The organism is Paracoccus sp. 08 (assembly GCF_024105395.1).
Classification (GTDB): domain Bacteria; phylum Pseudomonadota; class Alphaproteobacteria; order Rhodobacterales; family Rhodobacteraceae; genus Paracoccus; species Paracoccus marcusii.
Genome location: NZ_WEKR01000013.1, coordinates 24,819 through 50,077, shown reverse-complemented (window position 1 = coordinate 50,077; position 25,259 = coordinate 24,819). Strand labels below are relative to the sequence as shown.

The following is a 25,259-nucleotide window of genomic DNA, read 5'->3' as shown; positions in this document are numbered from 1 at the left end:
TGAGCAGAGCGGGCAATGTCTGGGACAACTCGGCGATGGAAAGTTTCTTCTCAACGCTGAAAACTGAACGCACCGCCCGAAAAGTGTATCGGACCCGAAATGAAGCCCGCGCCGATATCTTCGACTACATCGAACGCTTCTACAACCCGCGGCGGCGCCATTCGAAACTGGGCTATCTCAGCCCCATGGAGTTCGAGGCCCGCGCTATGCTAGCTTAACCTGCTGCCCACAAAACCGGTAGCAGCTCACCCCGCCCGGTTCAACCCGCAGACCGCCTTCGGCCGCGTTCGCAGGAAGACACAGCATTTCGGATCGCTGCCTTGGGAGCGGATGCCAGAGCTGTGGCAATGGCTGACGGCGGTGCGCTGCGACGAGATCACACGTCAGTTCGTGATGCTTCTGCTGCTAAGCGCAAAGCGGACCGGGGAGGTCAGGTTCGCGCGGCACTCCTGGTTCACCGAACCGCCACAGGCGGTCTGGGAGACCCCCGCAGAGCACATGAAGATGGGTCAGAGCCATCGCGTCCCGGTCAGCCGCCAGATTGCGACCGTCGTGGACAACATGGCGATCCTTTCCGGTGGAGATGGATGCCTTTTCTCGAAGCCACACACCAAAAGCGGTGTCATCTCGGAGAATGCTGCGCTTGTTCTGCTCAAGCGCTTTAACGCCTTCATCACGGGTCACGGCGCCCGGGCCAGCTTCAAGGGATGGGCGCGGTCGCAGGGTCGCTATCAGAGGGACACGATCGAGTTTGCTCTGGCTCACGGCCTGCCTCCCCTCGAAGCCGCCTACATGCGCGAAGACCTCTTGGAAGAGCGACGGCCGATGATGCAGGACTGGGCCGACTTCGTGACCGGAGACGCGGGCGTGCCGTCCCTTCGGAAGTTACGGACTGACATTGCTCCCTCGGCGGAAGTGGCAAGTCAGGACGTAGGGGTATTCTTTGACTGGGAGCGCAATGCTAAAGGCAACCGTTCAGGCTAGAGGAGCGGAGGCCCACAGGCCCGCACATCCTTCTCTCGAGACCCGCCACCTAACCCAAGCTATGCGACAACCGAGAATGACGCGCCAACCGTGACAGAGCCTGCGCTGGCGGTTGCCTCGCGGGCGCCGCCAAGAAGGATCGGGCCGATGCGCGCGCCCGAGATGATCACCGTCCCCGTCACCGGCGGCAGGCCCATATCCGCCGCACGGATCGAGAGCCAGGCCAAGAAATCCTCGGTCTGCAGCAGGGTCGCACCCTGCTCGGTTGCTGCGACACGCCGGCCGTCCAGTGACACGGTCAGGTCAAGCGGCCCGTTCAGCCGGTCCTGCCAGTCGGGAATGGCACCGCCCAGCACGATCCCCGCCGAATTGAAACAGTCAAGGGCCTCCTCTACCACAGGACATCGAGCCTCATCTGGCCAGCCATCCGCCGAGAGGGATTTCTGCGCCCGGGCCCGCACGGCCACCAGCATGTCTCGCTGTCGCGCGATCCCCGGGTGGCGCGCTACTTCGCGGGCCTGGCAGCAGGCGCGCACGATGAAGGACAGGCAGCCGAGCCGGTCATTCTGGCGGTCTCTCGCGAGGAACTGGCGGGCGTGGGGCTCACGCCCCTGCCCTTCATCGACCTAGTCTGGGGCGCGGGCGAATGCGAATGGGAGGCCGAGGAGGCGGTATCGGGCTTCATACCGGCCAGACTGCTCCGCGAAATCGACATGACGGAGTTCAGGGACAAGCTATTGCGGGAGGAGATCATCGCCCTACGGGAGGCAAGCGATCCGCTGCCCGGCCCCTTTTGATCGCCGCGCCAAGGCGGCTTACTTGGCAGCCTGCCCTATTTCCTTTGCAACGATGCTTTCTATCCGAGGGACGACCTGACCGCAAAGCGCAAGGTCGGCCTTCGCCAGTGGGTCGCTCTCAAGCATCTGGCCAGTAAGGTCGTAGTTGTTCTGCAGCCGGCTGCTGTAGATGTCGCGAAAGCGAACCGCTTCGGCGTCCGAGTTCTTGAACTCAACCTCGAAGTCCTTCGCGGGTAGTCCGCGGTCATGCGCCTGATACGCTCGGATGATCGTCGTGCCGATGACCAGCGTCGTCGAGGCTTTCTGATACTGCTCGACCAGCTCGGCCGGCATGTTCTGCCCGCCATATGCCACGATGCCATCGAAGAGGCCCGCGCACCGCATTGCGGTGTAGGCCGAGACATGGAGGAAGTCGTCTATGCCCTGCATCGTATCGTCGATCGATCGTAGTTCCTGGGACCACGCCGGCGAAGCGCTCACCAGCGCCAAAGCCCAAACCACCGTCCGCATACGACACCTCCATACAGCCCTGCCAATCCATCACATGACGCCGGCAATCCATGCAACCTTTACGTGCATTCAATTATGTCAGTTGCCGCGCGTTCCGTCTTTCCGGCGAACGCCAGTTTCCTTCGGTATCGTAGTGCGACTGGCGCCTGCCTCCCTTGGAGTCTGAGCACTTGGTAGGTATCGTCGTCCCGTGACGACACCAGGACATTCGATCAATGACACCAGATGAGTTCAGGGCTGCCCGCAAGGCTATGGGATTGACGCAGACGGAACTCGCGGTTGAGCTGGGCATGCAACTGCGCCAGATCCAGAACTTGGAAAAGGGGACGGCCGAGCTCCGCCGCATCCACGCCCTCGCAATCGAGCGGGTCACACTGGCCTATGCCGTCGGGTCAGGGAAACCGGACATCGCCGGGCCACTCATTCGTAAAGACGCCCTGGCATTCGCGGACATAGCTTAAGAAGGGAACAGCCCGTGACCAATTTCGAGATTGCTTCCCTGTCCATGCATGCGGCCAACCTTGCAATTTGGTCGACCGTTTTCTTCCTGGTCGTCCGTCGCAACCGACCGGGATCCTGATACCAAAGCGGCAAGTCATGCCACTTTGTGTGTGAGGTCATGCATTCATGGTGAGCAGCTGTCTACTTTGCAGAGGGGGATGCTGTTCGCATATCATGCGTAGCTCCGGATCTTAGCTATGACGTTCCCTTTGCTGTTGGTAAACTCGAGGATATGACAGAACCGGGTCTCGCCTCCGTTGGCGTCCTTGGTAATGCCGCTGACGGCACCAACCTTGCCGTGCGAGATCGCGTGTTCCACGATGACAGCGGACGGAGGTGTGCGCTTATTAAGCCTTTCCTTGAAAGCAGCCATACCTTCGAATGAGTCGTCGTCTACGTCATGCCAAATGACATTGTCGGCGACCATTGCTTCATCAAGCTCACCAATCGCCAGGCCGATCGCGGCATCCTGGACAAGTTTGTTCTTTGGTGAGTTACCGCAGTCCTTGCTTTCCACAATTTTGGTCATGTTCGCTCCGGGTCCGTCTCAGCATTGGAATAATGATAACTCCTCCATTGTTTTGTAGGGGCCCTTTTTTTACCGCCCACGTCGCCATAGACGAATGGCTCCACCGTTCCCGCCCGGAAGCCGATCAACCCTCTTGGCCCAAATCCAGCACAGTCACGCGATCGACCTCACCGTCATAGGTGGCGTCGACCTCGTAGCTGCGCAGGACATAGCCGTCGGCCGTCAGGTCCCAGACGCCGGACGAGTTCGCATCGCCGAGCCCTCGCCACCGCTCCTCAGTCACGATCTGTCCAGTCGCATCGTCGATCGACGGATTGATGAGAGTCGCGGCGGCCTTGTAGCCCACGATGTCGAGGCTCTCGACAGGCCCGACCGCCGGGTCGTCCCGGTTCTCAGCTGTTTCCACGTAGGCGATGTCGAGGACGGGCGTGGCAAAGGACGCTGGACGCAGACCATCCATCTCGGTGTGGATCAGAAATGCTTGCACTTCGTTGTAGGCTCCGAGCGCGCAGTCGAACTCGACGGTCGTTACGGTCACCGCCTCGGAGTAACCCTCGACCTGGAACTCGCGCCGAGTCGGCGACGGCTTCTCCTGCGCGTAATAGGGGCACTGCTCGCTGCCGTAGACGGCCTCGAACATGTGGATGGCCTGTGCATCAAGGTCGTCTGCCAGGGACGGCGTGGCCGCCAGGATGGCAAGGAGTGCGATGGCTTGAATGCGCATGTCGTTCCGGTGGGTCGCTGGCGCCTCCACGCTGGAGGCCCTGCGGCGGAGACAGCGCCATAAGGCGCTAGGTTGCAAGGTTCTTCGTTGACAGGTGCCTGGCGTGGCGGACGGCGCTGGATCAGATCCGCTCTGATCCAGCTGTTCTCTCGGCGCTATTGATGATGGGCATGCACCTCCCGGCGGAGATCGCTATGGATCAACTCTTCGACCCCAATCTGGAACAGCAAGTCGGAATATTGGCATCTTTGCACTGTCGCTTGTCTGAACATGCCGTCCAATAGCCTAGCAAGTCGAGTCACCGCCATCCTAGCCTGATCTGCCAGAACAGCCTCTACGACGATGACGTAGGTCTCCATGCGGTCATTCCTGACTTCAGCAGTCCCGAAGACGGCATATTGCGGGATCGTCGGCGCCACTCCCAAATGATAAGCTGTGATGACATGATCTCGCATCAGGGCGCTGAGCTGCTCTTGCAGCACCACGACAGCCTCAGACTGGTGTCGCAGGGTCTCGATCACGATCGTGCCGACAGCGCCTGCGCATCCCTGCCCCGCCGATGCGATGGTCGTGCAAGGGATACGTTCGAAGTTCCTGAACGCGGTCCGCATCTTTCTGGACCAAGGTGTCGGGTTATCCTGCAAGTCTCGGTATGCTGCGGTTTCGAGGACGTCTAGAGACGCAATGTCGTAGAGCGTGAAATACCGGCCTTCGGTGCTCCTGTAGTCCGCATAGCGGCGCCCGGAAAGAAATCCAGGCACGCAGACGCGTTCCGGCACATGCTCGAAGGTGTGCCATGCCTCATACTCGATGGCCTGCGCCGGATCGTGATCGTTCCAGATGCATAGGAATGCCTTACCCCGTAGGCTCATGCCGCGACCTCGTCCTGCAGGATAATGACTTTCGAGGCGCTTTTGGCCGCAGCGAGACGGAAGCCTTCTCCGACACGGGACATCGGCAGGCGGGCCGAGATGAGCTTCTCGACCCGTTCGCGATTATGTTCGAGATACTCCAGAACAATCGGCCAGGTCTCGACGGGCGCACGATACGTCCCGCGGATCTGCTTGTGGTCGCGAACCAGCGCCGTCAAGTCAATGCTGACGGGGGCAGAATGGATGCCCGCGATGACCAAGACACCGCGCTTGCGCAGCAACGCCAGTGCTTCCGGAACGAGAGCCGGCACGCCTGCGGCCTCGATCACCACATCGAAAAGTCCGACGTCGGTCCAGGGCGCTACCGCTGCAGCAAGGCTACTGCCCGCACTGTCCGCTGTGGCATGAAATCCAAGTTCATTCAGCGTGGCCAGTCTTGCGGCGTCTCCATGGCCGACAATCACGACCTCGGACGCTCCGGCGGCCTCAGCGAATAGAGCAATCCCCTGCCCGATCGTGCCAGGACCGATGACCAGAACGCGTTCGCCGCCGCGAATGTCGGCCGTCCGCACCGCTTCATGGCAAACCGTCATCGGCTCAGTCAGGGCGGCAATGTCGGGGGCCATGCCTTCGGGGGCAGGAACGCAGTTCTCCCAAGGTGCGATCACCTTCGCTGCCAATGCACCATCGCGACCGATCCCGATGCCCTTGCGGCCGGTACAATGGTCGGCGTCGCCTGCTGCACAAGCGGCACACCGATGGCAAAGCACCGATGGTCGCACGGTGACGCGCTGGCCCATCGCGGCCGCTGGAACGCCTGCGCCTGTCGCACGGATGACGCCGCAGAATTCATGCCCCAGGGTGACCGGCATGGCGTCGCGCATCGAGGCATACCCACTGGTCCACGCCGCGATGTGCAGGTCAGTGCCACAGATCCCGGTTGCCTCAACGGCGATCAGCACGTCGCCTTCGCCAAGCATGGCAGGGGCAGCCACCTCACGCAGGGTGATGCCCGGTTCCGGGCGCAGCTTTTGCAGTGCCAGCATTCTAACCCCTCCAGTCCAGAAAGCGCTTTTCGACCAAGCCGATCACCCAGCTGAGCATAAGTCCTAAAACAGAGAGCACCGTCACCCCGGCAAACAGACGATTCAGGTCGTAAAGTGAGCCAGCTTCGAGAATGTAGGCGCCGATCCCGTATTGCGCGCCCAGCATCTCGGCCGCGACCAGAAGAATGATCCCGATGGCCAGCGAGACACGTAGTCCTGACAGGATGCCGGGGAATGCGCCGGGCAACACGATCTTGCTGACGATGGCCCACCAAGACAGGCCGAAGCTCTGTCCCATGCGGATCAGCGAACGGTCCACGTTGTCCACCGCGCCAAAGGTCGAGACCACCGTGGGTGTAAAGACACCAAAGGCGATCAGCGCGTATTTCGAGGTCTCGTCGATCCCGAACCAAATCACAAAAAGCGGCAGCAGCGCGATCTTGGGGATCGGGAAAAGCGCCGATACCAGGGGCAAAAGGCCGGCGCGCACCAGCGTGAACAGACCGATCAGCGTGCCAAGCGTGACACCCGCTATCGTGCCGATCATCCCGCCCACGAGCAGGCGCTGCAGCGATGGCAGAAGATGCTGCCACATTAACCCGGTGCTAATCATGTTGCCTAGCGTCTTGGCGACATCCGACGGGCGCGGCATGGTCAGCCCCGAGATGAAGCCACTACGCGTGCCCAGTTCGAGCACAGCGATCAGCACGACAAAGACCACCGGCGCGACGACGCGCATCGGGCGCGGATTGAATCCGCCGCCCCTGAAGGGAACAGCGCGGGTTGCCGAACTATCCATTGACCAACTCCTGATCTGCGGCCATGGCCTCATCGCGCATCAGCTCCCACAGTTCGGCCTGCTTGGCCTCCAGCAGCGGATCGCCAAGACGCCGTTGCGAAAGAGGCATGTCGATCTGCATTTCCTTGTGCACGCGACCGGGCCTGCGGGAGAGAACGACGATGCGGTGGCCAAGGCGCACGGCTTCGTTGAGGTTGTGGGTCACATAGACCGAGGTAAAGGGCTGGCGGGTCCATAGATCGACCAGATCGTCCATCAGCAATTCGCGCGTCTGGCTGTCCAGAGCCGAAAGCGGCTCATCCATCAGCATCACCGCCGGGCGCACGGCAAGCGCACGTGCGATTGCGACGCGTTGCTTCATGCCGCCCGAAAGCTGCTTGGGCAGTGCCATGGCGAAATCGGTCAAGCGCGTTCGACCCAGCACGTCGCGGATAATAGCATCCGTTTCGCCCCGCGACAGCTTGTGACCCTCCAGCACCAGGCGAATATTGCCTTCGACCGTGCGCCACGGCAGCAGCGCGAAGTGCTGGAAGACATAGGTCAGCGGGTTGAGGGATCCCTTGGGCGGGGATCCGATCTGCAACACTTCTCCTTTTGTCGGGCGTTCCAGACCGCCGATAAAGCGCAGCAAGGTGGATTTGCCACAGCCCGAAGGTCCGACCAGACAAACGATCTGTCCTTGCTGTATCGTGAGTGAGATATTTCTCAATACCTCGACCGAGCCATAGGAGTGGCTGATCTCGTCAAGCTTGATGTCCATAATCTGCCCTATCTTGCGGCCTGAACGGTCACCGGCTCACTAACGGGTCGCCACGTAGCTGGGATCGACCAGCATATCGACCGTGATGCTGTCCGAGACGAGCTTGTTGTCCTGCAGGAACGACAGCTGCTTGGCTACAGATGACGTCGAGAGGGCCAGCCCATCGTTCACGCGCATCGAATCCTCTGTCAGAGAGGGTGCAAACTCAGCGACAGGCATGTCAGTGCCAACATACTTGTGCACCATGCCGACTAGCGCATTGGCCTCATCTTCCGATGCTGTCTTGTCAACGAACGCGGCGTTGTAATCGGTGACGCCGCGCGACAGGGCCCGCAAGAATGCTTCGGTCTGCTCACGCTCGTTCGTGGCGATCTCGGTCGAGGTGAACACGGCCGTAACCTGATAGTCGGGGTCATAGGCGTTGTATTCGCCGATCTTGAGCGCGCTGCCATCCGCCAAGAGCTTGTTGGCAATACTGGGCTGCATCACCCATGCGTCGATCTGGCTTGTGCTGAGTGCGCCCACGATCGCGCCGATCTTTTGCAGCGGCTTCAGTTGCACGCTGTCCAGAGCGAAACCGTCCTTCTGCGCGATTTCGGCCAGCATGTAGTGGAACGACGACCCGGCAGTCGTGGCGCCAAAGCTCTGGCCTTCGATTTTGGAGGGCTCCGTCAGTCCGGCCTCGTAGGCTTTTTGCGAGGCCAGAATGACCGCGCCGGGAATTTCAGGGTCTTCTGAAAGGGCTCCCGCGATCACTTTAACCACACCGCGCTCAGCCAGATTGAAAAGGCTACCGGTGATCGAGGTAATGCCGTAATCGATGTCACCGCCGGCAACCGCGACTGAAAGCGCATTCGCGGCTTCAAAGAACTTCAGGTCAACCTCAAGACCTTCATCTTCGAAATAGCCCTTCTCATAGGCGATAAAGGTCGGGGCCTGGCTTGCCAGACGCAGTGCCCCCACATTGATATCGGTTTCCGCGAAAGCTGTTCCCGTCATCGCGCCCAGCGCGACGATCCCAAAAGACGACAGCATTGCGTGACGCTTGCTTTGCATTTCCATGGATCTCCTCCCAGATCTAGGCTTGCAAAATGCGCTGTCCAATCCATGCGCGCAATCGACAAGTTTTGTGCTGGTCATGCCCTGAGGCTATGGATCAGAGGCAAGAATTCGGGAGAGCTCGTCGGCAAGCAGGTCGAGGTTGCGCGACAAAGGCCGGCTACTGTTCCACTGCAGAAATACTTCGAACTGCGGCGGATCGATCAGCGGCATTGCCAGCAGGTTTGCGCCGATCGGGCCCTTTATCGAAAACGTGTCAATAAGCGCCACGCCCATACCCTGTTCAGCCAAAGCGATGGCAGTGTCGGTAAAGCGAACTATCATCTTCGGATTGGCGATATCGACCACTCCGCCCAGAAATGCCTGAATTGCCCTCTGGTGCGGGCCGTTTGACTGAAAACAGATGATCTCGTGCCCGATCAGGCTCGGCGCGGCAATTGGACCTTGCTTGGCCAGTGGGTGATCGCGATGCATCAGCGCGACTAACTGACCTTTGCCCAGCTTGCGGCGCGCCAACGCAGGGTGGCGGTCCGGCGCTATGGTTACAAGACAATCCCCGGTGCCATTCAACAGATACTGTGCCATCTGGTCGACCGCGAGCACATCGAGGAACAGATCCAGTTCCGGGTGTTTGCGCGAGAGCGCGTGGATTGCCTGCGGCACCAGAGCGCGGGCAACACTGGCGGTGGCGCCCAGGCGAAATATGCCCTCATTGCTGCCAGCAATGCGCGCGATCCGTCTGCCCAGCCCATTCAACTGGGCCATGATGCCATCGACCTCGTCGAAAATGAGCATGGCTTCCTGGGTGGGCACAAGACGTTTGCCATCCTTCGTGAACAGACGAAGTTTCAGGATGTCCTCTACACGTTTGACTGTCCTGCTGATTGAGGGTTGCGATACGCCGAGCAACTTGGCGGTGGAAGTTATTGATCGCGTTGCGAGCACGCTATGCAAGGTTTCGATCTGCCGCAGGCTGAGCGCCGTGCGGTCGGCGGACGCCCTGACTATCGCCTTAACGGGTTCGCGATTTGGAGCATCGTCTGATGTGGACAATCCGATTACCTCCAAGTTCGCCGTGCTCGGCCTGTCTGGCACATCACGCAGACAAGCATGTGTCGGCTCGACGATGGGCATTGAAGAGACCGTATCATCGCCATAGCCTGTCTGGAACAGGGAGCGCACTATGGCTGATCACGATACTCATGAAGCGGCCTGCCATTGCGGTGCAGTCAAGCTTCGCATCCGGTTGGCTGACGGCTTCAATACGGCGAGGCGCTGCACCTGCTCATTGTGCCGCATGCGCGGTGCCGTCGCGGTCACTGCAGACGTTGACGGAATTGATATCCTCGAGGGTGCAGAGCACCTTACACTCTACCAGTTCAATACAGGCTTAGCCCGACATTATTTCTGCGCGATCTGTGGCATCTATACGCATCATCAGCGCCGTTCAAACCCTGATCAATACGGTGTCAATGTCGCCTGTATCGAGGGGGTCAGCCCGTTCGACTTTGCTGAAATCATCGTGACGGACGGCATCAATCATCCTAGCGATAACAGCGGCAGGTCGAGACAAGCCGGCGTGCTGCGTTATACGCCGTCTGTCTGACATAGATGTGCATCCGCTTAAGTGTGATGATTGGGCCGAGCTATGAACCCGATGCTTACGCTATACACTATTTTTCCAGCGTATCGCACATCCCATAGGCCAGCAGTATCGACGCCATCGAGCCCTATGGTCGACCTTGATGCATGGAACATCTGCCATTTGTTATGTGGCATCTAGATTTGTCCGGCACGCTAGAATAGATTTCTGCTACGCCCACTGCGTGAGATCAAAGGGAATATAGCGCCACTCATTGTTCGGAGAACAGCTGAGTATCTGCTTTTCGCATATGTACGTATGCGATCATACATCGCCAGCCGACCAATCGTCGTCCTTCACGCAAACTTGGGCATATGGGTAGCTATGCCGAGGACAAATGGCCGCTCTCTGTCTTAAGACCTTCGCATTGCTCCACTGCAGGAGGCCCGCTCTCTGCCCGTTAGGTTGGCCAAGCGCTCACGATGCTGCGCAGCATCCGAATGCCCGTTCTTGCGTTTCAAGCCCGTGGCTCGTTGCACAACTGGAAGATAGCTTATCGTTTAGAGAGGCCTCCATCCCGTGATCTCGCCGCCCAAACCGAGATGTCCTCGATGTCCTACATAGCAGTCCCCGCTCGGTTGACCTCGCTGCACCGGGTGCGAACGTCCGCTTCGAGGATCGACATCACTGCACCTCGGCGTCCGCGACTGTCTGGTATGGCCGGGTGCGCGTGACACGCTTGCATTCGTTGCGGCAGTCACGACTTTCTATGTCGGCTCTTCACGTCGATTTGCTTCCCCTATCCTATTCTTTGAGATGGTCGATCAACGCGCGCAGCGGCGCGGGGACCTGTCGCCGGCTCGGGTGGAACAGGAAGGCGCCGGGATAGGGTTGGCACCAGTCGTCCAGCACCCGCTCCAGCCGTCCGGTGACAAGGTCCTCGGCCACATCGTCCTGTTCGGTCCAGCCGGCACCGCAGCTTGCCCGCACCGCAGCAAGCGCCAAGTCCGCCGAATTGCAGGCGAGCGGGCCGCGAACCTGAATACGCAGTTCCTTGCCGTATTTTTCGAAATCCCACGGCAATAAAGATCCGTTGCCCAGGTTGCGATAAGCGATGCAGGGATGGGCGAGCAAATCACGCGGATGGCGGGGGCGGCCGTGGGTGTTCCAGTATTCCGGTGTCGCAACGACGGCCATGCGCAGTGACGGGCCGATCCGCACGGCGATCATGTCGCGCTCGACGCTCTCACCGAACCTGATGCCTGCGTCGAAGCCCAGAGACACCAGATCACGCAGGCCATCATCGACATTCACCTCGACCGTAACGCCCGGATGGCTGCTGAGAAAGCCGGGCAGCTTGCGCGACAACAGCGTCGAGGCCAGCCAGTGGAAGGTCGTCAGCCGCACCGTCCCTGCAGGCGACTCGCGCCAGTCCGCCAGCGCCTGTAGCCCCTCATCGATTTGCGCCAGCGCCGGGGCGAGGCGGCCGAGCAGCGCTATTCCCGCCTCGGTCGGGGCGACCGACCGGGTGGTCCGCGCCAGCAGGCGCAGGTCCAGCCGTTCCTCCAGCGCGCGCATCGCGTGGCTGAGGGCCGAGGGCGACACGCCAAGCTCCGCCGCGGCCGCCGTGAAGCTGCGCGTCCGGGCGATGACCGCGAAGGCCGCCAGATCGTTGAGGTTCTGCCGCATCATCTGTGAAGAATACTCACAGGCTCATGCCGCGGAAAGCGGCTAATGCGGCGCGCCGCGCGGCTCTACGGTCACGGCATCACCGCACCAAGGAGCATGATGCATGCAAATGACAGATTACCGCAGCTTTGGCCAATCGGGGCTGATCGTCAGCCCGCTTTCGCTTGGCACCATGACCTTTGGCGCGGGCCGGTGGGGCAGCGATCTGGTCGAAGCGCGAGGCATTTTCGACGCATATGTGGCAACCGGCGGCAACGTCATCGACACGGCCGACGTCTATAGCGGCGGCGAAAGTGAGCGGATGCTGGGACTAATCGTGAGGGACAGCGGGCTGCGCGACCGGCTAGTGCTGTCCACCAAGTCCGGCTTCGCCCGATCGCAAAGCCATCCGCTGCATGGCGGGAACGGCGCGATCAACATCCGTCTCGGGATCGAGGGCTCGCTGCGCCGGCTCGGGACCGACCGGATCGACCTCTACTGGATGCATGTCTGGGACCGAACGACCCCGCCGGAAGAGGTATTGCGAACGCTGGCCGCTGCAGTGGCGCGCGGTGAGATCCTCTATTACGGCTTCTCGAACACGCCTGCCTGGTATGTCGCCAAGATCGCCACGCTGGCCGCGGCGCATGGTCTGCCGGGGCCGATCGGGCTGCAGAACGCTTGGTCGCTGATCGATCGCGGGGTTGAGCTGGACCTGGCACCAATGGCTGCGCATTTCGGCCTTGGGATCATGCCCTGGAGCCCGCTGGCTGGCGGCCTGCTGACCGGAAAATATGGCCGCGAGATGCTGGCCGAGGCCGGACGCGCCTCGGCGGTGCCGGACCGCGCCATGGATGTCGAAGCGGGCAAGAGCGACCGGCTGAGCGGCGACAACCCCTATGGCGGCATGCTGTTCACCGAGCGCAACTTCAAGGTCGTGGACACCCTGCGCGATGTGGCGGCCGAGTTGGGCGTCCCGATGGCGCAGGCGGCGCTGGCCTGGGTCCTGTCGCGGCCGGGCGTCAGCACGCTGCTGATGGGCGCCAGCCGGCCAGAACAGGTCACGGCCAATATCAAGGCGCTGGAGATCACGTTGTCGCCGGAACAGCAGGCCCGACTACACGAGGCCAGCGCTTTGCCAGCGCTGAACCCCTACTTTATCTTCCAATTGCCGCGCGAGGTGATCTTCGGCGGGCAGTCCGTGCAGCCCTGGAAGGAGGCAGCGACCAGCCACGGAGCCGCTTAGGACGTTTCTTGCGCGGTTGAGACAGCATAAGGACGTTGCTACGCCTTATACCACCGTCCAATTTTGGGAAGTCGCTTTGCAGCCCAACAATAGATGGCCGTCCGCTTTGGGCCGTGTGCGCTCGCCAGCGGCTACCCCGCACCGTTTCCGGCGCATGACCGGCAGGTCGACGCGAAAAGACCAAAAAGGTCATCGCGACATGTGTTGATATCGCTCAACGGCCTTAGCGGTCGATGACCTGAAGACCCATGTAAAGAACTTCTCGTCGGAGACGTATCGAAGGATACCGGCAATTGCGGCGGTCGCGGCCAAGCCGAAAACGAGCCGGCCTCCAAGGACGGCCCCGAGATCTGCACCAAGCGCTACCACTATCAGGGTGTCCTCAATGATGCTGTGCGCAAATCCCATGAAGATGCACGAGATGAAGACCTGGCGCGGCGCGACTGCGCCGGATCTCGCCGCTCGGATCAGAAGACCGCCGCCATAGGATATTCCTAAAAACAGACCGACCGCGGTGAACTGCCCGGCCTCGCCCCGAATCCCGGCAAGCCGCAAAACAGGGGCGAGCGCCGTCATGATGAGATCCATGAGACCGGTGATTTTCAAGATCTCCAGCCCCCACGAAAGGGCAAGCAGGATGACAAGCATGGAGAGCATCGTTTCAAAAAGACTCCCGAAGAAACCTGGCCAGTCGGACGTAGCGTTCATCGAAATCCATGTCGGGTGCGCCGTCGTCGACAACCAGCCTGTGCCGTCAAACAAGAGGTGCAGCAGGAAGGCGTAGAATACGCCGCCAGCGACGCGAAGAAGCGTTGTCACGATCATTCCCGGTCCAGCCTTCTGGATGATCCTCTGCTCGATCGGCAGACCATGCGCGAAAAGAAGCAGCGCCGAGAAGATCGTGATGTCGGCCACGCTCAGTGAATCCACCGGCACAAGCACGAATACCAACGGCACCGCGCCCCATATTCCGATCAACATTCCGCTCAGCCATGCCAATCCCAATTCCGGCGGCAGCCCGACAAGGCTCATCACTGGCGCAAACGCAGGGGCTACCGCCTCGATCGCGCCCATCTGGGACAGCAGTTCCGTCAAAATGGTGATCGGAACTACGATCCGGATGAGCATCCAGTAGGTTTCGAGCGTGTTGAGCGTTTTGCGAAGGACGGCGGTAGGGGCGGGCATCGGATGGCTCCTGTAATAATGCCCTGATCACCTATCCCGAGCCAGATCGCATATGCGGTCAAAGATTGCGCATCTATGCAATTTTATTGCATGCCTGTCCTGAAAAGGGGGTCGCGCGATTGGACCGGATAGATCAAAAGCTTCTGAACCTGATGCAACGTGACGCGTCGAGAACGAACGTAGATATGGCCGATGAAGTTGGCTTGTCTCCATCCAGTTGCCTGCGCCGGGTCAGGCGGCTGCACAAGACGGGCATTATCGACCGCATCGTCGCGATCCTGAACCCTGCCAAGACCGGGCGGTTGCTGAAGGCGCTGGTCACGGTGGAACTGAAGCTGCACGGAGAGCAGCACATGCGCCGCTTTCTGGATCTGGCGATTGCCGAAGAAGCGGTATCGCAAGCCTACGCCGTGACAGGTGAGACCGACGTCGTGCTCATGCTGTGCTTGCGCGACATGGAAGAGTTCGACTCGCTCTGCGACAGGCTGTTCCGCGACAGGACCAATGTTGCCCGCTTCTTCACAATGATGGTCATCCGCACCGCAAAAGAGGAAACCGCGATTCAACTCTGATTGGGTCATTATCGGCTAGTAGGCCGCTGGCAGCTTTATTCCTCCGAGCAGACTTTGCCAGGTCGTTTCGCCGCGCCGAGCATGAACGTCTGATTTTGGAAGGCTGCACCGCAGCGCCCGCCAGGGGCCGACTGGCAGCATTGGCCCGTTACTTCTCTTGATAAGTATTTCCAGACCAGCTTGAGGCGGTTTGCCCAATGTGATCGGGCGTAGCTGGTCGAGGTGCTGTCGGTGATCTACCACTCCCAGTGCTGTCCGAATTGCACATTGTGCAAGCAGAATTGCATATAGCCTGTCGCCTTGTTCCGCACTCGACAATTTTGCATGCAATGCATTTTGCGATCCGTTGCCCCGGTTGCACCGCCCTGCGTCATCTCAGCTCACGCATCTGGCGTGTCCGTGACGCCGGAGCGAAGGAACAAGGGGCAGGCATGACCTTCAACTCGGATGGAATATCTCGGCGCTCGCTGCTGTCGATGATCGGTGCGGTAGCGGGTGCAGGTGCGATGTATGGCGCCATGAGCACGATGGGGCTGGCGCAGGGTTCGACTTATGCGGGGCGGCTTGACCTGCAGGGTAGTGTAAACGGCACGCGCGTGCTGGTCCTGGGTGCAGGACTCGCGGGCATGACGGCAGCCTACGAGCTTCGAGCCGCAGGTTATCAGGTGAAGGTGCTGGAGTTCCGCGAGAAGGCTGGGGGAAGGTGCTGGACGCTGCGTGGAGGCGACAGATACACTGAACTAGGCGGCGACACGCAGGACGTCACCTTCTCCGAAGGCAACTACCTGAACCCCGGCCCGTGGCGGATCCCCTCCGACCACTACGCTGTCCTAGACTACTGCAAGCGCTTTGGCGTGAAGCTGGAGCCGTTCATCCAAGTCAACTACAATGCCTATCTGCACAACACTGCCGCGTTCGATGGCCAGCCGCAGCGCTTCAAGGAGATCTCGACAGACTTCCGCGGCCATGTGGCAGAGCTTCTGGCAAAGGTCGTGGACCAGCAGGCGCTGGATGCGGATGTGACCGAAGCGGATGCCCAGCTGCTGATGGACGCGCTGAAGCGCTACGGCGCGCTGAATGACGACATGGCATATGTGACGGGCGAGGCATCATCGGCCTATCGTGGTTGGGCTGTTCCCGAAGGTGGCGGCACGACCGGCAAGCCCGAGCCCTCCGAGATCCATCCTCTGTCGGTCATCCTGCAATCGAACCTGTGGCGCAACCTGACGGCAGGCGACAACCTGCACATGCAGTCGACGATCTTCCAGCCCGTTGGCGGGATGGACCAGATCGCCCAGGCCTTCGAACGCGAGGTGGGCGATCTGATCACCTTCCAAGCGAAGGTGACCCGCATCCGCCACGAGGGCGATACCGTCACCGCGACATGGGTGCCAGCCGACGGTGGAGAGGAACAGACCGAGACGGCCGACTACTGCATCTGCACGATCCCCTTCTCGATCCTTGGGCAGATCGATCATGACTTCTCGGCGCGCATGTCGGGCATCATCGACGGCATGTATTACGCCTCTTCCTTTAAGTGCGGGCTGGAATTCAAGCGCCGCTTCTGGGAGCAGGACGATCATATCTATGGCGGCATCAGCTATACCAACCTGCCGATCTCGCTGATTTCCTATCCCTCGACCGACTATTTCAGCGACGGACCGGGCGTCCTGCTGGCGGCTTACAGCTGGGGCGCGTCGTCCTATCAGTTCAACGCGCTGCCGCCCTCGGACCGGATCGAGGCTGTCCTCGACTATGGCAGCCAGATCCATCCGCAGTATCGGGACGAGTTCGTCTCGGGCGTCTCGGTCGGCTGGCACAAGGTGCCTTGGGTGCGGGGATGCTATGGCATCTGGAAGGACCGCGACGCCGACTACATGGACGCCACCACGATGGATGGCCGGACGCTGATGGCAGGCGAGCATATCTCCTATCTGCCCGCTTGGATGGAAGGCGCGATCCTGTCCGCACTGGACGCCGTCCAGCGTCTGCATGTCACCGTTACGGAAAGCTGAGGAGGCCATGATGACCCGAATGATGACCGTGATGGCCACTGCATTGACGCTGGCGCCCGCCGCTTTTGCGCAAGAGGCGAGCGAGGCTGCGATGATCGACCGTGCCGGTTGGTTCGAGGACCCGGCGCGACTGACCCAGACCGGCGGACAACAGGTCTATGAGGCGATCTGCGCCGCCTGCCACATGCCGGAGGGCGAAGGCGCCAGCGGCGCCGGCGACTATCCGGCGCTGGCCGGCAACGATAACCTGCTGATGCCCGACTACGCCATCTATGTGATCCTGAATGGGCAGAAGGCGATGCCGCCCTTGGGCGGCGTTCTGGACGACACCCAGATCGCCGACGTCGTCAATTACATCCGCACCTCATTCGGCAACGACTTCTCCGAAGACCCTGCCACTCCCGAGCACGTCGCTGACGCACGCTGAACTGAACGAAAAAGGACCTATCATGAAGACCATGTTCGCCGGACTTGCCTTGTCTGCCGCCCTCTCTCTGCCCGCCGCCGCGCAGGAGTTGATCCGCCACCCAATCCCGAACTCGGACTTTCCGATCCTGCAGGCCGTGGAGGTGCCCGCGGGAATGACGACCGTCTATCTCAGCGGCACTGTCCCGGCCGTCATCAACCAGGACGCCGAACCCGGCAGCCTTGAGGCCTATGGCGACACAGAGGAGCAGACAGTCAGCGTCATGACCCGCATCCAGAGCCAGTTGGAGGCGATGGACATGAGCGTCGGCGACATCATCAAGATGCAGGCGTTCTTGGTGGCTCCAGAGGGTGAGGCGGTCGATTTCGACGGCTTCATGGCCGGCTATCGTCAGTTCTTCGGCACGGACGAGCAGCCGAACCTGCCCGTCCGTTCCGCGATGGTGGTCGAAGCGCTGGTGAACCCGGCGTGGCTGGTCGAACTCGAAGTTACGGCCGTTCGTCCCTGACCCGATCCGGTCCGGCGTCGAGGCGCCGGGCCGGACGCTCGCAGATAGGGCTTGTAGCCTGTGACGGAGGAGCAAGTTGAAGGCGCCTACCTGCGGGAAGCACGCCTGACGGCATCAGCAGCATATGAACCAATGAGCGAGCCACACGGCCACAGCTTCATTCTAGAAGCAGTTGTATGGCCATCTTACAAATCCCCATCGCCTCCCTGTCATTCATACCTAGAATCATGACGCTATTGCTGATGGGCATGTCGTCTGTCCATGGTCGGGACCTGTCCAACGCGTTTCAGACAGGATCGGCTGAGATCGTGGACGGCGACGGATTGCGGCTCCACGGCATTCCGATCCGCCTTCACGGGATCGACGCACCGGAGCGTGAGCAGACGTGCCGTGACGCAGTTGGATCTGAATGGCCATGCGGAACAGTCGCCACCAGCCGCCTCGCCATGCTCGTGCAGGACCATTCCGTCACCTGTTCCGAAGTCGAGCGCGACCGCTACGACCGACGCGTTGCGCGCTGTGAAGCGGCTGGGGTCGACCTCGCCGAGGCAATGGTGTCGGAAGGCCTGGCCTGGGCCTATCTGCGCTACTCGGATGCCTACGCACCTGCGGAGGCGGCCGCTCGGCAGCGGGGTATTGGAATCTGGTCCGGAGAGAACCAACCAGCATGGGAGTATCGAGCCACCAAGCGGGCGGACACTTCAGACGCGCCTGGCTGCCGGATAAAGGGCAACATCTCGCAATCGGGCGAGCGTATCTATCATCTGCCTGATAGCCGCAGCTATGCCGCGATCCGAATCAGCGACGCGCGGGGCGAGCGCTGGTTCTGCAGCGAGGAAGAGGCGCGGACGGCCGGGTGGCGAGCGCCACGGGGCTAGACCGTCCACGGTATTCTCCCTGCCGTCCATGCCGCTCAGAGCGCCGCGTCGACCAGTCTCAGCGCGCCGTCCGGCAGCGGCCGCTGCAGCTCCTCGGCGCGGATGCCGCTGAGCCAGGCGTTCCATTCCTCGGGACGGGTCAGGATCACCGGCATCGCCTTGGGATGGATCGTCGCGACCTCGGCGTTCGGCGGACAGGTCAGGAAGGCGTAGAGATCATCGGTCGTCTCGCCATCCTTCACTTTGCGGAGCGAGGTCCAGCCGCGCGTTTCGATCCCCGCAAAGAACATCGTCGTATCTCGATCGGTCGGTGTGAACCACTGCACCCCCTGCCCCTTGCCGCGCGGCTCCGAGAAGCTGGTGACCGGCACCAGGCAGCGATGTCCCTGCCCCAGCCAGCGCCGCCAATGCGGCGAGCCGAGGTTGCGCACGTTGGTGACGCCCGGGTCGCGTGCGGTCTTCAGCACCGACGGCGGCGAGGGCATGCCCCATCGCGCCTTGACCAGCTCCGGGGCGTCGTCGCCGTTGCGGATGATCGGCGCAAGCTGATCTGGATAGACGCTGCCGGACGCCAGGTTTCCGGCGCGGTCGGTGAGCCCATCGATCAGGCGGGTCAGTGCCTCCTGCGAGGTTGTCACGTTATACAGATTGCACATCGCCCGGCCCTCGCGCTGGTCTGGCTTCCGTTCTGGGCCTGCTTTCCGCCTGCGTCAATGTCGCGGCGGCCGACGCATTGCCCCTGTCGGGGATCAGGATGGATCAGTCACCACGTCTCCCGGTGACTTATCCCCCGCTTTGAATCCAGCCTCTCCAATACCTTGTGGCGTCGGCGCCCAGACTCACGCTGGAACCTCTGCCACATCGGTTGACAGAATGGCATCACGAGAACAAAACAGGAACTAATCAGACCTGTTCATTGCCAACCCTGAGGAGCCCCGTCCCATGCCAGCCGTCCGCCCCGCCCTGGCCGAATTGCGCGCCCGGATCGGCGAGATCGATGGCACGGGAGCGCGCCAGCACGGCGTCTTGCCGTTCGGGGTGCGGGAGCTGGATCAGCGCTTGCCACAGGGCGGGTTATCGCTCGGCGCACTGCACGAGGTGGCCGGAGGCGGCCAGGGCGCAGTGGACGGCGCGGCGGCTGCCTGCTTCGTGGCGGGTATCGCCGCGCGGATGACGGGCCAGGTGCTGTGGTGCGTGACCCAGGCCGATCTCTTCGCGCCGGGATTGGCGCAGGTGGGCCTGCCGCCCGAGCGGGTGATCCATGTGGAGGCCGGCGACGACATCTCGGTCCTAGCCGCGATGGAGGAAGGCCTGCGCCATGGCGGACTGGCCGCGGTGGTGGGCGACGTGGCGCGGCTGTCGATGACCGCCTCGCGCCGGCTGCACCTCGCAGCCAAGGGGTCGGGCACCATTGGCCTGGCACTCAGGCGCTGGCGGCGGCAGGCCGATGCCAGCGATTTCGGACAGCCGACCGCGGCGATGACCCGATGGCGGGTGTCCGAGCTGCCCTCCGTGCCCCTGCACGTTCCGGGCATCGGCCGGGCGCGGTGGCTCGTCGAGCTGATCCGGGCCCGGGCCGGGGATTCCTTCGATCTCGAACTGGAGGCATGCGATGGCGCGGGTCATCTCCGTCTTCCTGCCGATGTGGCCGATCGATCGGCGGCAACGGCAGGCGGGCGTCATATCGCCGTCGGGTGACGGACCGTTGATCATCGCCGGTCGCGCAGGCAACCGGCGGGTGATCACCGCTGCCTGTCCCGCGTCGCGGGACCTCGGCTTGCAGAAGGGTATGACGGTCAGCCGGGCGCAGGCGCTGGTGCCGGATCTGCGCATAGAGGCGGACGACGCCGGGGCCGATGCCGCGGCGTTGGAGCGTCTGGCGCTCTGGCTTCTGCAGCGGGTCGCGCCCATCGTATCGGCCGATCCGCCGGACGGGATCGTCATCGACTCCACCGGCGCCGATCACCTGCACGGCGGCGAGGCCGCGATGCTAGAGTTGCTGGCAGGCAAGCTGGCGCTTTCCGGCATCACCGCGCGGCTGGCCCTGGCCGATAGCTGGGGCGCGGCCCATGCGCTGGCACGGCACGGGGCGAACGGCGTCATCATCGTGCCCCCCGGTGCGTCGGACGCCGCGCTGGCGCCGCTGCCCCTGGAGACGCTGCGCCTGCCCGCCGCCACCGCGGCCGGGCTGCGGGATCTCGGCTTCGAGACCATCGGTGATCTGATGGAGCAGCCGCGCGCACCCCTGACGCGCCGCTTTGGCGCGGAGTTGTGCCGGCGTCTGGATCAGGCACGGGGGCTGGCCTCCGAGCCGATCGCGCCCCTGCGCCCGGAGGGGCTGATCGAGATCCGCCGCGCCTTCGCCGAACCCATAGCCGCGCCCGAGACCCTCGCCCGCTATATCGGCAAGCTGGTGGGCCGGCTCTGCACCGAGCTGGCTGGCAAGGGGCTCGGCGCGCGGCGGCTGGACCTGCTCTGTTCGCGGATCGACAACCGCACCGAGGTCCTGCGCGTGGGCCTCGCCGTGCCGCAGCGCGACCCGGCCCGGCTGACCCGGCTGCTCTGCGACCGGATCGTCACACTCGATCCGGGCCTCGGCATCGAGATCATGACCCTGACCGCCACGATCGCCGAGCCGCTGGTGCCGCGACAGGCGGCGACTTCGCTCTTGGAGGAGGCGGCGCCCGATCTCTCCGGCCTGATCGACACGCTGTCGAACCGGCTCGGGGCTCGGTCGGTCTTCCGCTTCGCAGCTGTTGCCAGCGACGTGCCGGAACGCGCCATCATCCGCATCCCGCCGCTGGCGGACACGGCCACTCCCGGCATGGACGCCTGGCCCGACCACTGGCCGCGCCCCGCGCGCCTGCTGCCGCGGCCCGAGCCCATCGAGACCATGGCGCTGCTGCCCGACCATCCGCCGCGCTGGATCCTCTGGCGCGGCGTGCGGCGCCACGTGCAATGCGCCGACGGGCCGGAACGCATCTTCGGCGAATGGTGGAAGCGCGACGCCGAGGCGCAGGCCGTGCGCGACTACTTCCGCATCGAGGACGAGGCCGGGGCCCGCTACTGGATCTTCCGCCAGGGCGACGGCGAGGACCGGGCCACCGGATCGCATCGCTGGTTCCTGCATGGAATGTTCGGATGAGCGAGGTTTTTTTTAGATGACAGGTCCTCCTTACGTCGAGTTGCAGGTCACCTCGCAGTTCTCCTTCCTGCGCGGGGCCTCCTCGGCCGAGGAGCTGTTCGCCACCGCCGCCCTGATGGGGATGGAGGCCCTGGCCGTCACCGACCGCAACTCGCTGGCCGGGATCGTGCGCGCCCATGTGGCGGCCAAGGAGACCGGGGTGCGCCTGATCGTCGGCTGCCGGCTGGACCTGGCCTGCGGCATGTCGCTGCTGGTCTATCCGACCGACCGCCCCGCCTGGTCACGCCTCTGCCGGCTGCTGTCGGTCGGCAAGGGGCGGGCAGGCAAGGGCAAGTGCCACTTGGAATGGTCGGACGTGGCTGCCGCCTGCGAGGGCCTGATCGGCATCCTGATCCCCGATCAGGCGGATGATCTCTGCGCCCTGCAGCTGCGCCGGATGCGCGAGGCCTTCGTCGACCGCGCCCACCTTGCGCTGACCCTGCGGCGGCGCCCCAACGACCAGCTGCGGCTGCATGAGCTGTCGAACCTCGCCGCCCGAATGCGGGTGGCAACCGTGGTCACCAACGACGTGCTGTTCCACACCCCCGACCGCCGCATCCTGCAGGACGTGGTCACCGCGATCCGCCACAACACCACCGTCGACGCCCTGGTCTTTCGCCGCGAGCGTCACGCCGACCGCTACCTGAAGACGCCGGGGGAGATGCATCGGCTCTTCACCCGCTACCCCGAAGCGTTGGCCCGATCGGCCCGGATCGCGGACGCCTGCCGCTTCTCGCTCGATGAGCTGGAATACCAGTATCCCGAGGAGCGCGACGATCCCACAGTCACCGCTCAGGCCACGTTGGAGCGGCTGACCTGGGAGGGCGCGGCCGGGCGCTATCCCGAGGGCGTCCCGGCCGAGGTCACCGCCAGCCTGCAGCATGAGCTGCGCCTGATCGACCGGCTGGACTATGCCCCCTACTTCCTGACCGTCAACAGCATCGTCCGCTTCGCCCGCTCGCGCGACATCCTCTGCCAGGGCCGGGGGTCGGCCGCGAACTCGGCCGTGTGCTTCGTGCTGGGAATCACCTCCATCGATCCGGGGCGCAATGACCTGCTGTTCGAGCGCTTCGTCAGCGAGGAGCGCCGCGAGCCCCCCGACATCGACGTGGACTTCGAGCATGAGCGGCGTGAGGAGGTCATCCAGTGGATCTACCGCACCTATGGCCGCGACCGCGCCGCGCTGACCGCCGTGGTGATCCGCTATCGCACCAAGGGCGCGCTGCGCGACGTGGGCAAAGCCCTGGGCCTGCCTGAGGACCTGATCCGGGCGCTCTCCAGCCAGATCTGGGCCTGGTCCGAGGAGGGGATCGCCGATGACGAGTTGCGCGCCCTGAACCTCAACCCGGATGACCGCCGCCTGCGCCTGACGCTGGAGCTGGCAGCCCAGCTGCGTGGCACGCCCCGGCATCTCAGCCAGCATCCGGGCGGCTTCGTGCTGACCCATGACCGGCTGGACGATCTGGTGCCCATCGAGCCTGCGGCGATGGAGGATCGCCAGATCATCGAATGGGACAAGGACGACATCGAGGCGCTGCGCTTCATGAAGGTGGACGTGCTGGCCTTGGGCATGCTGACCTGCATGGCCAAGGGCCTGCAGCTCCTGGCCGAAAACAAGGGCATCCGGCACGATCTGGCCAACATCCCGGCCGAGGATCCGCGCACCTATGCGATGATCCGCAAGGCCGACACGCTCGGCACCTTCCAGATCGAGAGCCGGGCGCAGATGTCGATGCTGCCAAGGCTGCGGCCCCGCACCTTCTACGATCTCGTCGTGCAGGTGGCCATCGTCCGACCCGGCCCGATCCAGGGCGACATGGTCCATCCCTACCTGCGCAGGCGGGCGGGACAGGAGGCCGTGAATTTCCCCACCCCCGAGTTGGAAAAGGTGCTGGGCAAGACACTCGGCGTGCCGCTCTTCCAGGAGCAGGCCATGCGCGTCGCCATCGAATGCGCGGGCTTCACCCCCGGCGAGGCCGATATGCTCCGCAAATCCATGGCGACCTTCAAGTTCACCGGCGGCGTGTCCCGGTTCCGCGACAAGCTGATCGAGGGCATGGCCGCGCGCGGTTACGACCGCGACTTTGCCGAGCGGACGTTCCGCCAGCTGGAGGGCTTCGGCAGTTACGGCTTTCCCGAAAGCCATGCCGCGAGCTTCGCGCTGATCTCCTATGCCTCGGCCTGGCTCAAGTGCTGGCATCCGGACGTGTTCTGCGCGGCGCTCCTGAACAGCCAGCCGATGGGCTTCTACGCCCCCGCCCAGATCGTGCGCGACGCGCGCGACCACGGGGTCGAGGTCCGCCCAGTCTGCATCAACGCCTCGCATTGGGACTGCACCCTGGAGCCGCTCTGCGACAGCCGGCGCTTCGCGGTCCGGCTCGGGCTGCGGATGGTCAAGGGCCTGGCCAACGCCCATGCGGCGGCGATCGTGCTCGGCCGCGCGGATCAGCCCTTCACCTCGGTCGAGGATCTCTGGCGCCGCGTCCGCACCCCCATTGCAGCCCTGACCCGGATCGCCGAGGCCGACGGCTTCCGCCCTGCCCTGCGCCTCGGGCGCCGCGAGGCGCTGTGGCACCTCAAGGGGCTGGCCGACGAGGACCTGCCCCTCTTCGCCGCAGCCGAGGCACGCGCAGCACCACCGGAGTTCGCCGAGCCCACCGTCGCCCTGCGCCCGATGGCCGCCGGGCGCGAGGTGGTCGAGGATTACGGCCATACCGGCCTGTCGCTGCGCCGCCACCCGGTGGCCTTTCTGCGCGACGACCTCGCCCGCCGCCGGATGATCCCCTGCGCAGAAGCGATGGCCTCTCGCAACCGCCGCCGCTGCGAGGTGGCGGGCATCGTCCTGGTCCGCCAGCGCCCGGGCTCCGCCAAGGGTGTGATGTTCATCACGCTGGAAGACGAGACCGGCATCGCCAACCTGGTGGTCTGGCCCAAGGTCTTCGAGGCCAACCGTCGCACCATCCTCGGCGCCGGCATGATCGCCGTCGCGGGCCAAGTGCAGCGCGAGGGCGAGGTCGTCCATCTCGTCGTCCACCGCATCACCGACCTCTCAGCCGACCTCGCCAGCATCGGCCAGCGCGGCGACGCGTTCCCGCTGACTCACGGCCGAGGGGATGAGTTTAGGGCAACCGGCGGGAGCCTGACGGGTAACGCCACCCCACCGGCGCCGCGCGACATCTACATCCCGGATCTGCATATCGACACTGTCAGGGTGAAGACGAAGGACTTTAGGTAAGGTGAAGCTGTGCCACCTTCGCTCGGGAGAGGGCGCGTCACGGGCGGCAAGCAGCCCGACGGTGGTGCAGTATAGCAGTCGCGGCATCAGCCCAAAGCGGACGGTCACCCTATCGAACGTCAGGTGAGCACCCTTGTCGATGGGAGGGGTGAGAAGCGGCGTGTTGGTATTGCACCGA

27 protein-coding genes are annotated in these 25,259 nt (G+C 63.1%); 14 read left to right on the top strand and 13 right to left on the bottom strand.

Annotated elements, in window-relative coordinates:
- Together GBO37_RS06495 and GBO37_RS06490 are read left to right on the top strand one after the other, a co-directional pair.
- Positions 1-218, top strand: a 218-nt coding sequence (locus tag GBO37_RS06495; protein ID WP_252927352.1) for an IS3 family transposase, incomplete at its 5' end; no start/stop codon positions are given.
- Positions 219-330: 112 nt separating this feature from the next.
- Positions 331-984 carry a site-specific integrase gene (locus GBO37_RS06490; protein ID WP_252927951.1) on the top strand — a complete coding sequence of 218 codons (654 nt, stop codon included), beginning with the start codon at positions 331-333 and terminating at the stop codon, positions 982-984.
- 59 nt (positions 985-1,043) lie between these two features.
- Here the strand turns inward: GBO37_RS06490 and GBO37_RS06485 are convergent, their stop codons facing one another.
- Entirely contained in the window at positions 1,044-1,382 is a 339-nt protein-coding gene (locus GBO37_RS06485) for a hypothetical protein (RefSeq protein WP_252927948.1), read from the bottom strand.
- 99 nt (positions 1,383-1,481) lie between these two features.
- Here GBO37_RS06485 and GBO37_RS06480 point away from each other — a divergent pair, with 99 nt between their 5' ends.
- Positions 1,482-1,781 (top strand): hypothetical protein, encoded by a 300-nt coding sequence (locus GBO37_RS06480; RefSeq protein WP_252927946.1) that lies wholly within the window; start codon positions 1,482-1,484, stop codon positions 1,779-1,781.
- Between the two features lie 18 nt (positions 1,782-1,799).
- On the opposite strand, the gene GBO37_RS06475 is transcribed toward GBO37_RS06480, so the two are convergent.
- Positions 1,800-2,291, bottom strand: coding sequence for a hypothetical protein (locus GBO37_RS06475; protein WP_252927944.1), 492 nt, complete (start codon positions 2,289-2,291; stop codon positions 1,800-1,802).
- 215 nt (positions 2,292-2,506) lie between these two features.
- Between GBO37_RS06475 and GBO37_RS06470 the strand changes: the two genes are divergently transcribed.
- Positions 2,507-2,752: a helix-turn-helix transcriptional regulator gene (locus GBO37_RS06470; protein WP_252927943.1), complete on the top strand. Its 246-nt coding sequence runs from the start codon at positions 2,507-2,509 to the stop codon at positions 2,750-2,752.
- 212 nt (positions 2,753-2,964) lie between these two features.
- Here GBO37_RS06470 and GBO37_RS06465 read toward each other — a convergent pair whose 3' ends face one another.
- The 8 genes from GBO37_RS06465 to GBO37_RS06430 form a co-directional block, all read right to left on the bottom strand.
- Positions 2,965-3,321 carry a hypothetical protein gene (locus GBO37_RS06465; protein WP_252927942.1) on the bottom strand — a complete coding sequence of 119 codons (357 nt, stop codon included), beginning with the start codon at positions 3,319-3,321 and terminating at the stop codon, positions 2,965-2,967.
- A gap of 124 nt (positions 3,322-3,445) precedes the next feature.
- Positions 3,446-4,045: a DUF1176 domain-containing protein gene (locus tag GBO37_RS06460; protein WP_252927941.1), complete on the bottom strand. Its 600-nt coding sequence runs from the start codon at positions 4,043-4,045 to the stop codon at positions 3,446-3,448.
- A 155-nt stretch (positions 4,046-4,200) separates the two neighbouring features.
- On the bottom strand, positions 4,201-4,917 hold the full coding sequence (locus tag GBO37_RS06455) for a hypothetical protein (RefSeq protein WP_252927940.1): 717 nt from the start codon (positions 4,915-4,917) through the stop codon (positions 4,201-4,203).
- On the bottom strand, positions 4,914-5,963 hold the full coding sequence (locus tag GBO37_RS06450; RefSeq protein ID WP_252927939.1) for a zinc-binding dehydrogenase: 1,050 nt from the start codon (positions 5,961-5,963) through the stop codon (positions 4,914-4,916). The genes GBO37_RS06455 and GBO37_RS06450 overlap by 4 nt, the downstream gene beginning before the upstream one ends.
- A gap of 1 nt (position 5,964) precedes the next feature.
- The gene (locus GBO37_RS06445) at positions 5,965-6,762 is read right to left on the bottom strand and encodes an ABC transporter permease (protein ID WP_252927938.1); all 798 of its coding nucleotides are present in this window, start codon (positions 6,760-6,762) and stop codon (positions 5,965-5,967) included.
- A complete protein-coding gene (locus GBO37_RS06440; protein WP_252927937.1) occupies positions 6,755-7,522 on the bottom strand; it encodes an ABC transporter ATP-binding protein in 768 nt (255 codons plus the stop codon). Before GBO37_RS06440 ends, GBO37_RS06445 begins: the two co-directional genes overlap by 8 nt.
- A 39-nt stretch (positions 7,523-7,561) precedes the next feature.
- Positions 7,562-8,584, bottom strand: coding sequence for an ABC transporter substrate-binding protein (locus tag GBO37_RS06435; protein ID WP_252927936.1), 1,023 nt, complete (start codon positions 8,582-8,584; stop codon positions 7,562-7,564).
- Between the two features lie 87 nt (positions 8,585-8,671).
- Positions 8,672-9,715 carry a LysR family transcriptional regulator gene (locus GBO37_RS06430; RefSeq protein WP_252927934.1) on the bottom strand — a complete coding sequence of 348 codons (1,044 nt, stop codon included), beginning with the start codon at positions 9,713-9,715 and terminating at the stop codon, positions 8,672-8,674.
- Between the two features lie 49 nt (positions 9,716-9,764).
- On the opposite strand from GBO37_RS06430, the gene GBO37_RS06425 reads away from it, so the two are divergent.
- On the top strand, positions 9,765-10,187 hold the full coding sequence (locus GBO37_RS06425; RefSeq protein ID WP_252927933.1) for a GFA family protein: 423 nt from the start codon (positions 9,765-9,767) through the stop codon (positions 10,185-10,187).
- Positions 10,188-10,967: 780 nt separating this feature from the next.
- Here GBO37_RS06425 and GBO37_RS06420 read toward each other — a convergent pair.
- On the bottom strand, positions 10,968-11,855 hold the full coding sequence (locus tag GBO37_RS06420) for a LysR family transcriptional regulator (RefSeq protein ID WP_252927932.1): 888 nt from the start codon (positions 11,853-11,855) through the stop codon (positions 10,968-10,970).
- A gap of 100 nt (positions 11,856-11,955) precedes the next feature.
- On the opposite strand from GBO37_RS06420, the gene GBO37_RS06415 reads away from it, so the two are divergent.
- On the top strand, positions 11,956-13,077 hold the full coding sequence (locus GBO37_RS06415; RefSeq protein ID WP_252927931.1) for an aldo/keto reductase: 1,122 nt from the start codon (positions 11,956-11,958) through the stop codon (positions 13,075-13,077).
- 189 nt (positions 13,078-13,266) lie between these two features.
- Here GBO37_RS06415 and GBO37_RS06410 read toward each other — a convergent pair whose 3' ends face one another.
- On the bottom strand, positions 13,267-14,262 hold the full coding sequence (locus GBO37_RS06410; protein ID WP_252927930.1) for a nucleoside recognition domain-containing protein: 996 nt from the start codon (positions 14,260-14,262) through the stop codon (positions 13,267-13,269).
- A 65-nt stretch (positions 14,263-14,327) separates the two neighbouring features.
- On the opposite strand from GBO37_RS06410, the gene GBO37_RS06405 reads away from it, so the two are divergent.
- The 5 genes from GBO37_RS06405 to GBO37_RS06385 all read left to right on the top strand — a co-directional run bounded on the left by GBO37_RS06405 (position 14,328) and on the right by GBO37_RS06385 (position 18,662).
- Positions 14,328-14,834: an Lrp/AsnC family transcriptional regulator gene (locus GBO37_RS06405; RefSeq protein ID WP_252927929.1), complete on the top strand. Its 507-nt coding sequence runs from the start codon at positions 14,328-14,330 to the stop codon at positions 14,832-14,834.
- 431 nt (positions 14,835-15,265) lie between these two features.
- Positions 15,266-16,849, top strand: a complete 1,584-nt coding sequence (locus GBO37_RS06400; protein WP_252927928.1) for a flavin monoamine oxidase family protein — start codon at positions 15,266-15,268, stop codon at positions 16,847-16,849.
- A 7-nt stretch (positions 16,850-16,856) separates the two neighbouring features.
- Positions 16,857-17,276 (top strand): cytochrome c, encoded by a 420-nt coding sequence (locus GBO37_RS06395; protein ID WP_252927927.1) that lies wholly within the window; start codon positions 16,857-16,859, stop codon positions 17,274-17,276.
- 22 nt (positions 17,277-17,298) lie between these two features.
- Positions 17,299-17,784: a RidA family protein gene (locus GBO37_RS06390; protein WP_252927926.1), complete on the top strand. Its 486-nt coding sequence runs from the start codon at positions 17,299-17,301 to the stop codon at positions 17,782-17,784.
- A 227-nt stretch (positions 17,785-18,011) separates the two neighbouring features.
- On the top strand, positions 18,012-18,662 hold the full coding sequence (locus GBO37_RS06385) for a thermonuclease family protein (RefSeq protein ID WP_252927925.1): 651 nt from the start codon (positions 18,012-18,014) through the stop codon (positions 18,660-18,662).
- 35 nt (positions 18,663-18,697) lie between these two features.
- Here GBO37_RS06385 and GBO37_RS06380 read toward each other — a convergent pair whose 3' ends face one another.
- Complete coding sequence (locus GBO37_RS06380) at positions 18,698-19,318, bottom strand: SOS response-associated peptidase (protein ID WP_252927923.1); 621 nt, start codon at positions 19,316-19,318, stop codon at positions 18,698-18,700.
- Positions 19,319-19,604: 286 nt separating this feature from the next.
- Here GBO37_RS06380 and GBO37_RS06375 point away from each other — a divergent pair, with 286 nt between their 5' ends.
- The 3 genes from GBO37_RS06375 to GBO37_RS06365 are packed head-to-tail and all read left to right on the top strand — an operon-like array spanning position 19,605 to position 25,081.
- A complete protein-coding gene (locus GBO37_RS06375; protein ID WP_252927921.1) occupies positions 19,605-20,360 on the top strand; it encodes an ImuA family protein in 756 nt (251 codons plus the stop codon).
- A complete protein-coding gene (locus GBO37_RS06370; RefSeq protein ID WP_252927919.1) occupies positions 20,275-21,807 on the top strand; it encodes a DNA polymerase Y family protein in 1,533 nt (510 codons plus the stop codon). The genes GBO37_RS06375 and GBO37_RS06370 overlap by 86 nt, the downstream gene beginning before the upstream one ends.
- A gap of 16 nt (positions 21,808-21,823) precedes the next feature.
- Positions 21,824-25,081, top strand: coding sequence for an error-prone DNA polymerase (locus GBO37_RS06365; protein WP_252927917.1), 3,258 nt, complete (start codon positions 21,824-21,826; stop codon positions 25,079-25,081).
- Positions 25,082-25,259: the final 178 nt, after the last annotated feature.

Coding starts and splice junctions, on each gene's coding strand:
- GBO37_RS06460 (WP_252927941.1), bottom strand. CDS start 4,045: ATGCGCATTCAAGCCATCGCACTCCTTGCCATCCTGGCGGCCACGCCG.
- GBO37_RS06365 (WP_252927917.1), top strand. CDS start 21,824: ATGACAGGTCCTCCTTACGTCGAGTTGCAGGTCACCTCGCAGTTCTCC.
- GBO37_RS06375 (WP_252927921.1), top strand. CDS start 19,605: ATGCCAGCCGTCCGCCCCGCCCTGGCCGAATTGCGCGCCCGGATCGGC.
- GBO37_RS06380 (WP_252927923.1), bottom strand. CDS start 19,318: ATGTGCAATCTGTATAACGTGACAACCTCGCAGGAGGCACTGACCCGC.
- GBO37_RS06465 (WP_252927942.1), bottom strand. CDS start 3,321: ATGACCAAAATTGTGGAAAGCAAGGACTGCGGTAACTCACCAAAGAAC.
- GBO37_RS06390 (WP_252927926.1), top strand. CDS start 17,299: ATGAAGACCATGTTCGCCGGACTTGCCTTGTCTGCCGCCCTCTCTCTG.
- GBO37_RS06370 (WP_252927919.1), top strand. CDS start 20,275: ATGGCGCGGGTCATCTCCGTCTTCCTGCCGATGTGGCCGATCGATCGG.
- GBO37_RS06440 (WP_252927937.1), bottom strand. CDS start 7,522: ATGGACATCAAGCTTGACGAGATCAGCCACTCCTATGGCTCGGTCGAG.
- GBO37_RS06395 (WP_252927927.1), top strand. CDS start 16,857: ATGATGACCCGAATGATGACCGTGATGGCCACTGCATTGACGCTGGCG.
- GBO37_RS06435 (WP_252927936.1), bottom strand. CDS start 8,584: ATGGAAATGCAAAGCAAGCGTCACGCAATGCTGTCGTCTTTTGGGATC.
- GBO37_RS06430 (WP_252927934.1), bottom strand. CDS start 9,715: ATGCCCATCGTCGAGCCGACACATGCTTGTCTGCGTGATGTGCCAGAC.
- GBO37_RS06410 (WP_252927930.1), bottom strand. CDS start 14,262: ATGCCCGCCCCTACCGCCGTCCTTCGCAAAACGCTCAACACGCTCGAA.
- GBO37_RS06475 (WP_252927944.1), bottom strand. CDS start 2,291: ATGCGGACGGTGGTTTGGGCTTTGGCGCTGGTGAGCGCTTCGCCGGCG.
- GBO37_RS06385 (WP_252927925.1), top strand. CDS start 18,012: ATGACGCTATTGCTGATGGGCATGTCGTCTGTCCATGGTCGGGACCTG.
- GBO37_RS06490 (WP_252927951.1), top strand. CDS start 331: ATGCCAGAGCTGTGGCAATGGCTGACGGCGGTGCGCTGCGACGAGATC.
- GBO37_RS06400 (WP_252927928.1), top strand. CDS start 15,266: ATGACCTTCAACTCGGATGGAATATCTCGGCGCTCGCTGCTGTCGATG.
- GBO37_RS06450 (WP_252927939.1), bottom strand. CDS start 5,963: ATGCTGGCACTGCAAAAGCTGCGCCCGGAACCGGGCATCACCCTGCGT.
- GBO37_RS06470 (WP_252927943.1), top strand. CDS start 2,507: ATGACACCAGATGAGTTCAGGGCTGCCCGCAAGGCTATGGGATTGACG.
- GBO37_RS06445 (WP_252927938.1), bottom strand. CDS start 6,762: ATGGATAGTTCGGCAACCCGCGCTGTTCCCTTCAGGGGCGGCGGATTC.
- GBO37_RS06420 (WP_252927932.1), bottom strand. CDS start 11,855: ATGATGCGGCAGAACCTCAACGATCTGGCGGCCTTCGCGGTCATCGCC.
- GBO37_RS06415 (WP_252927931.1), top strand. CDS start 11,956: ATGCAAATGACAGATTACCGCAGCTTTGGCCAATCGGGGCTGATCGTC.
- GBO37_RS06455 (WP_252927940.1), bottom strand. CDS start 4,917: ATGAGCCTACGGGGTAAGGCATTCCTATGCATCTGGAACGATCACGAT.
- GBO37_RS06425 (WP_252927933.1), top strand. CDS start 9,765: ATGGCTGATCACGATACTCATGAAGCGGCCTGCCATTGCGGTGCAGTC.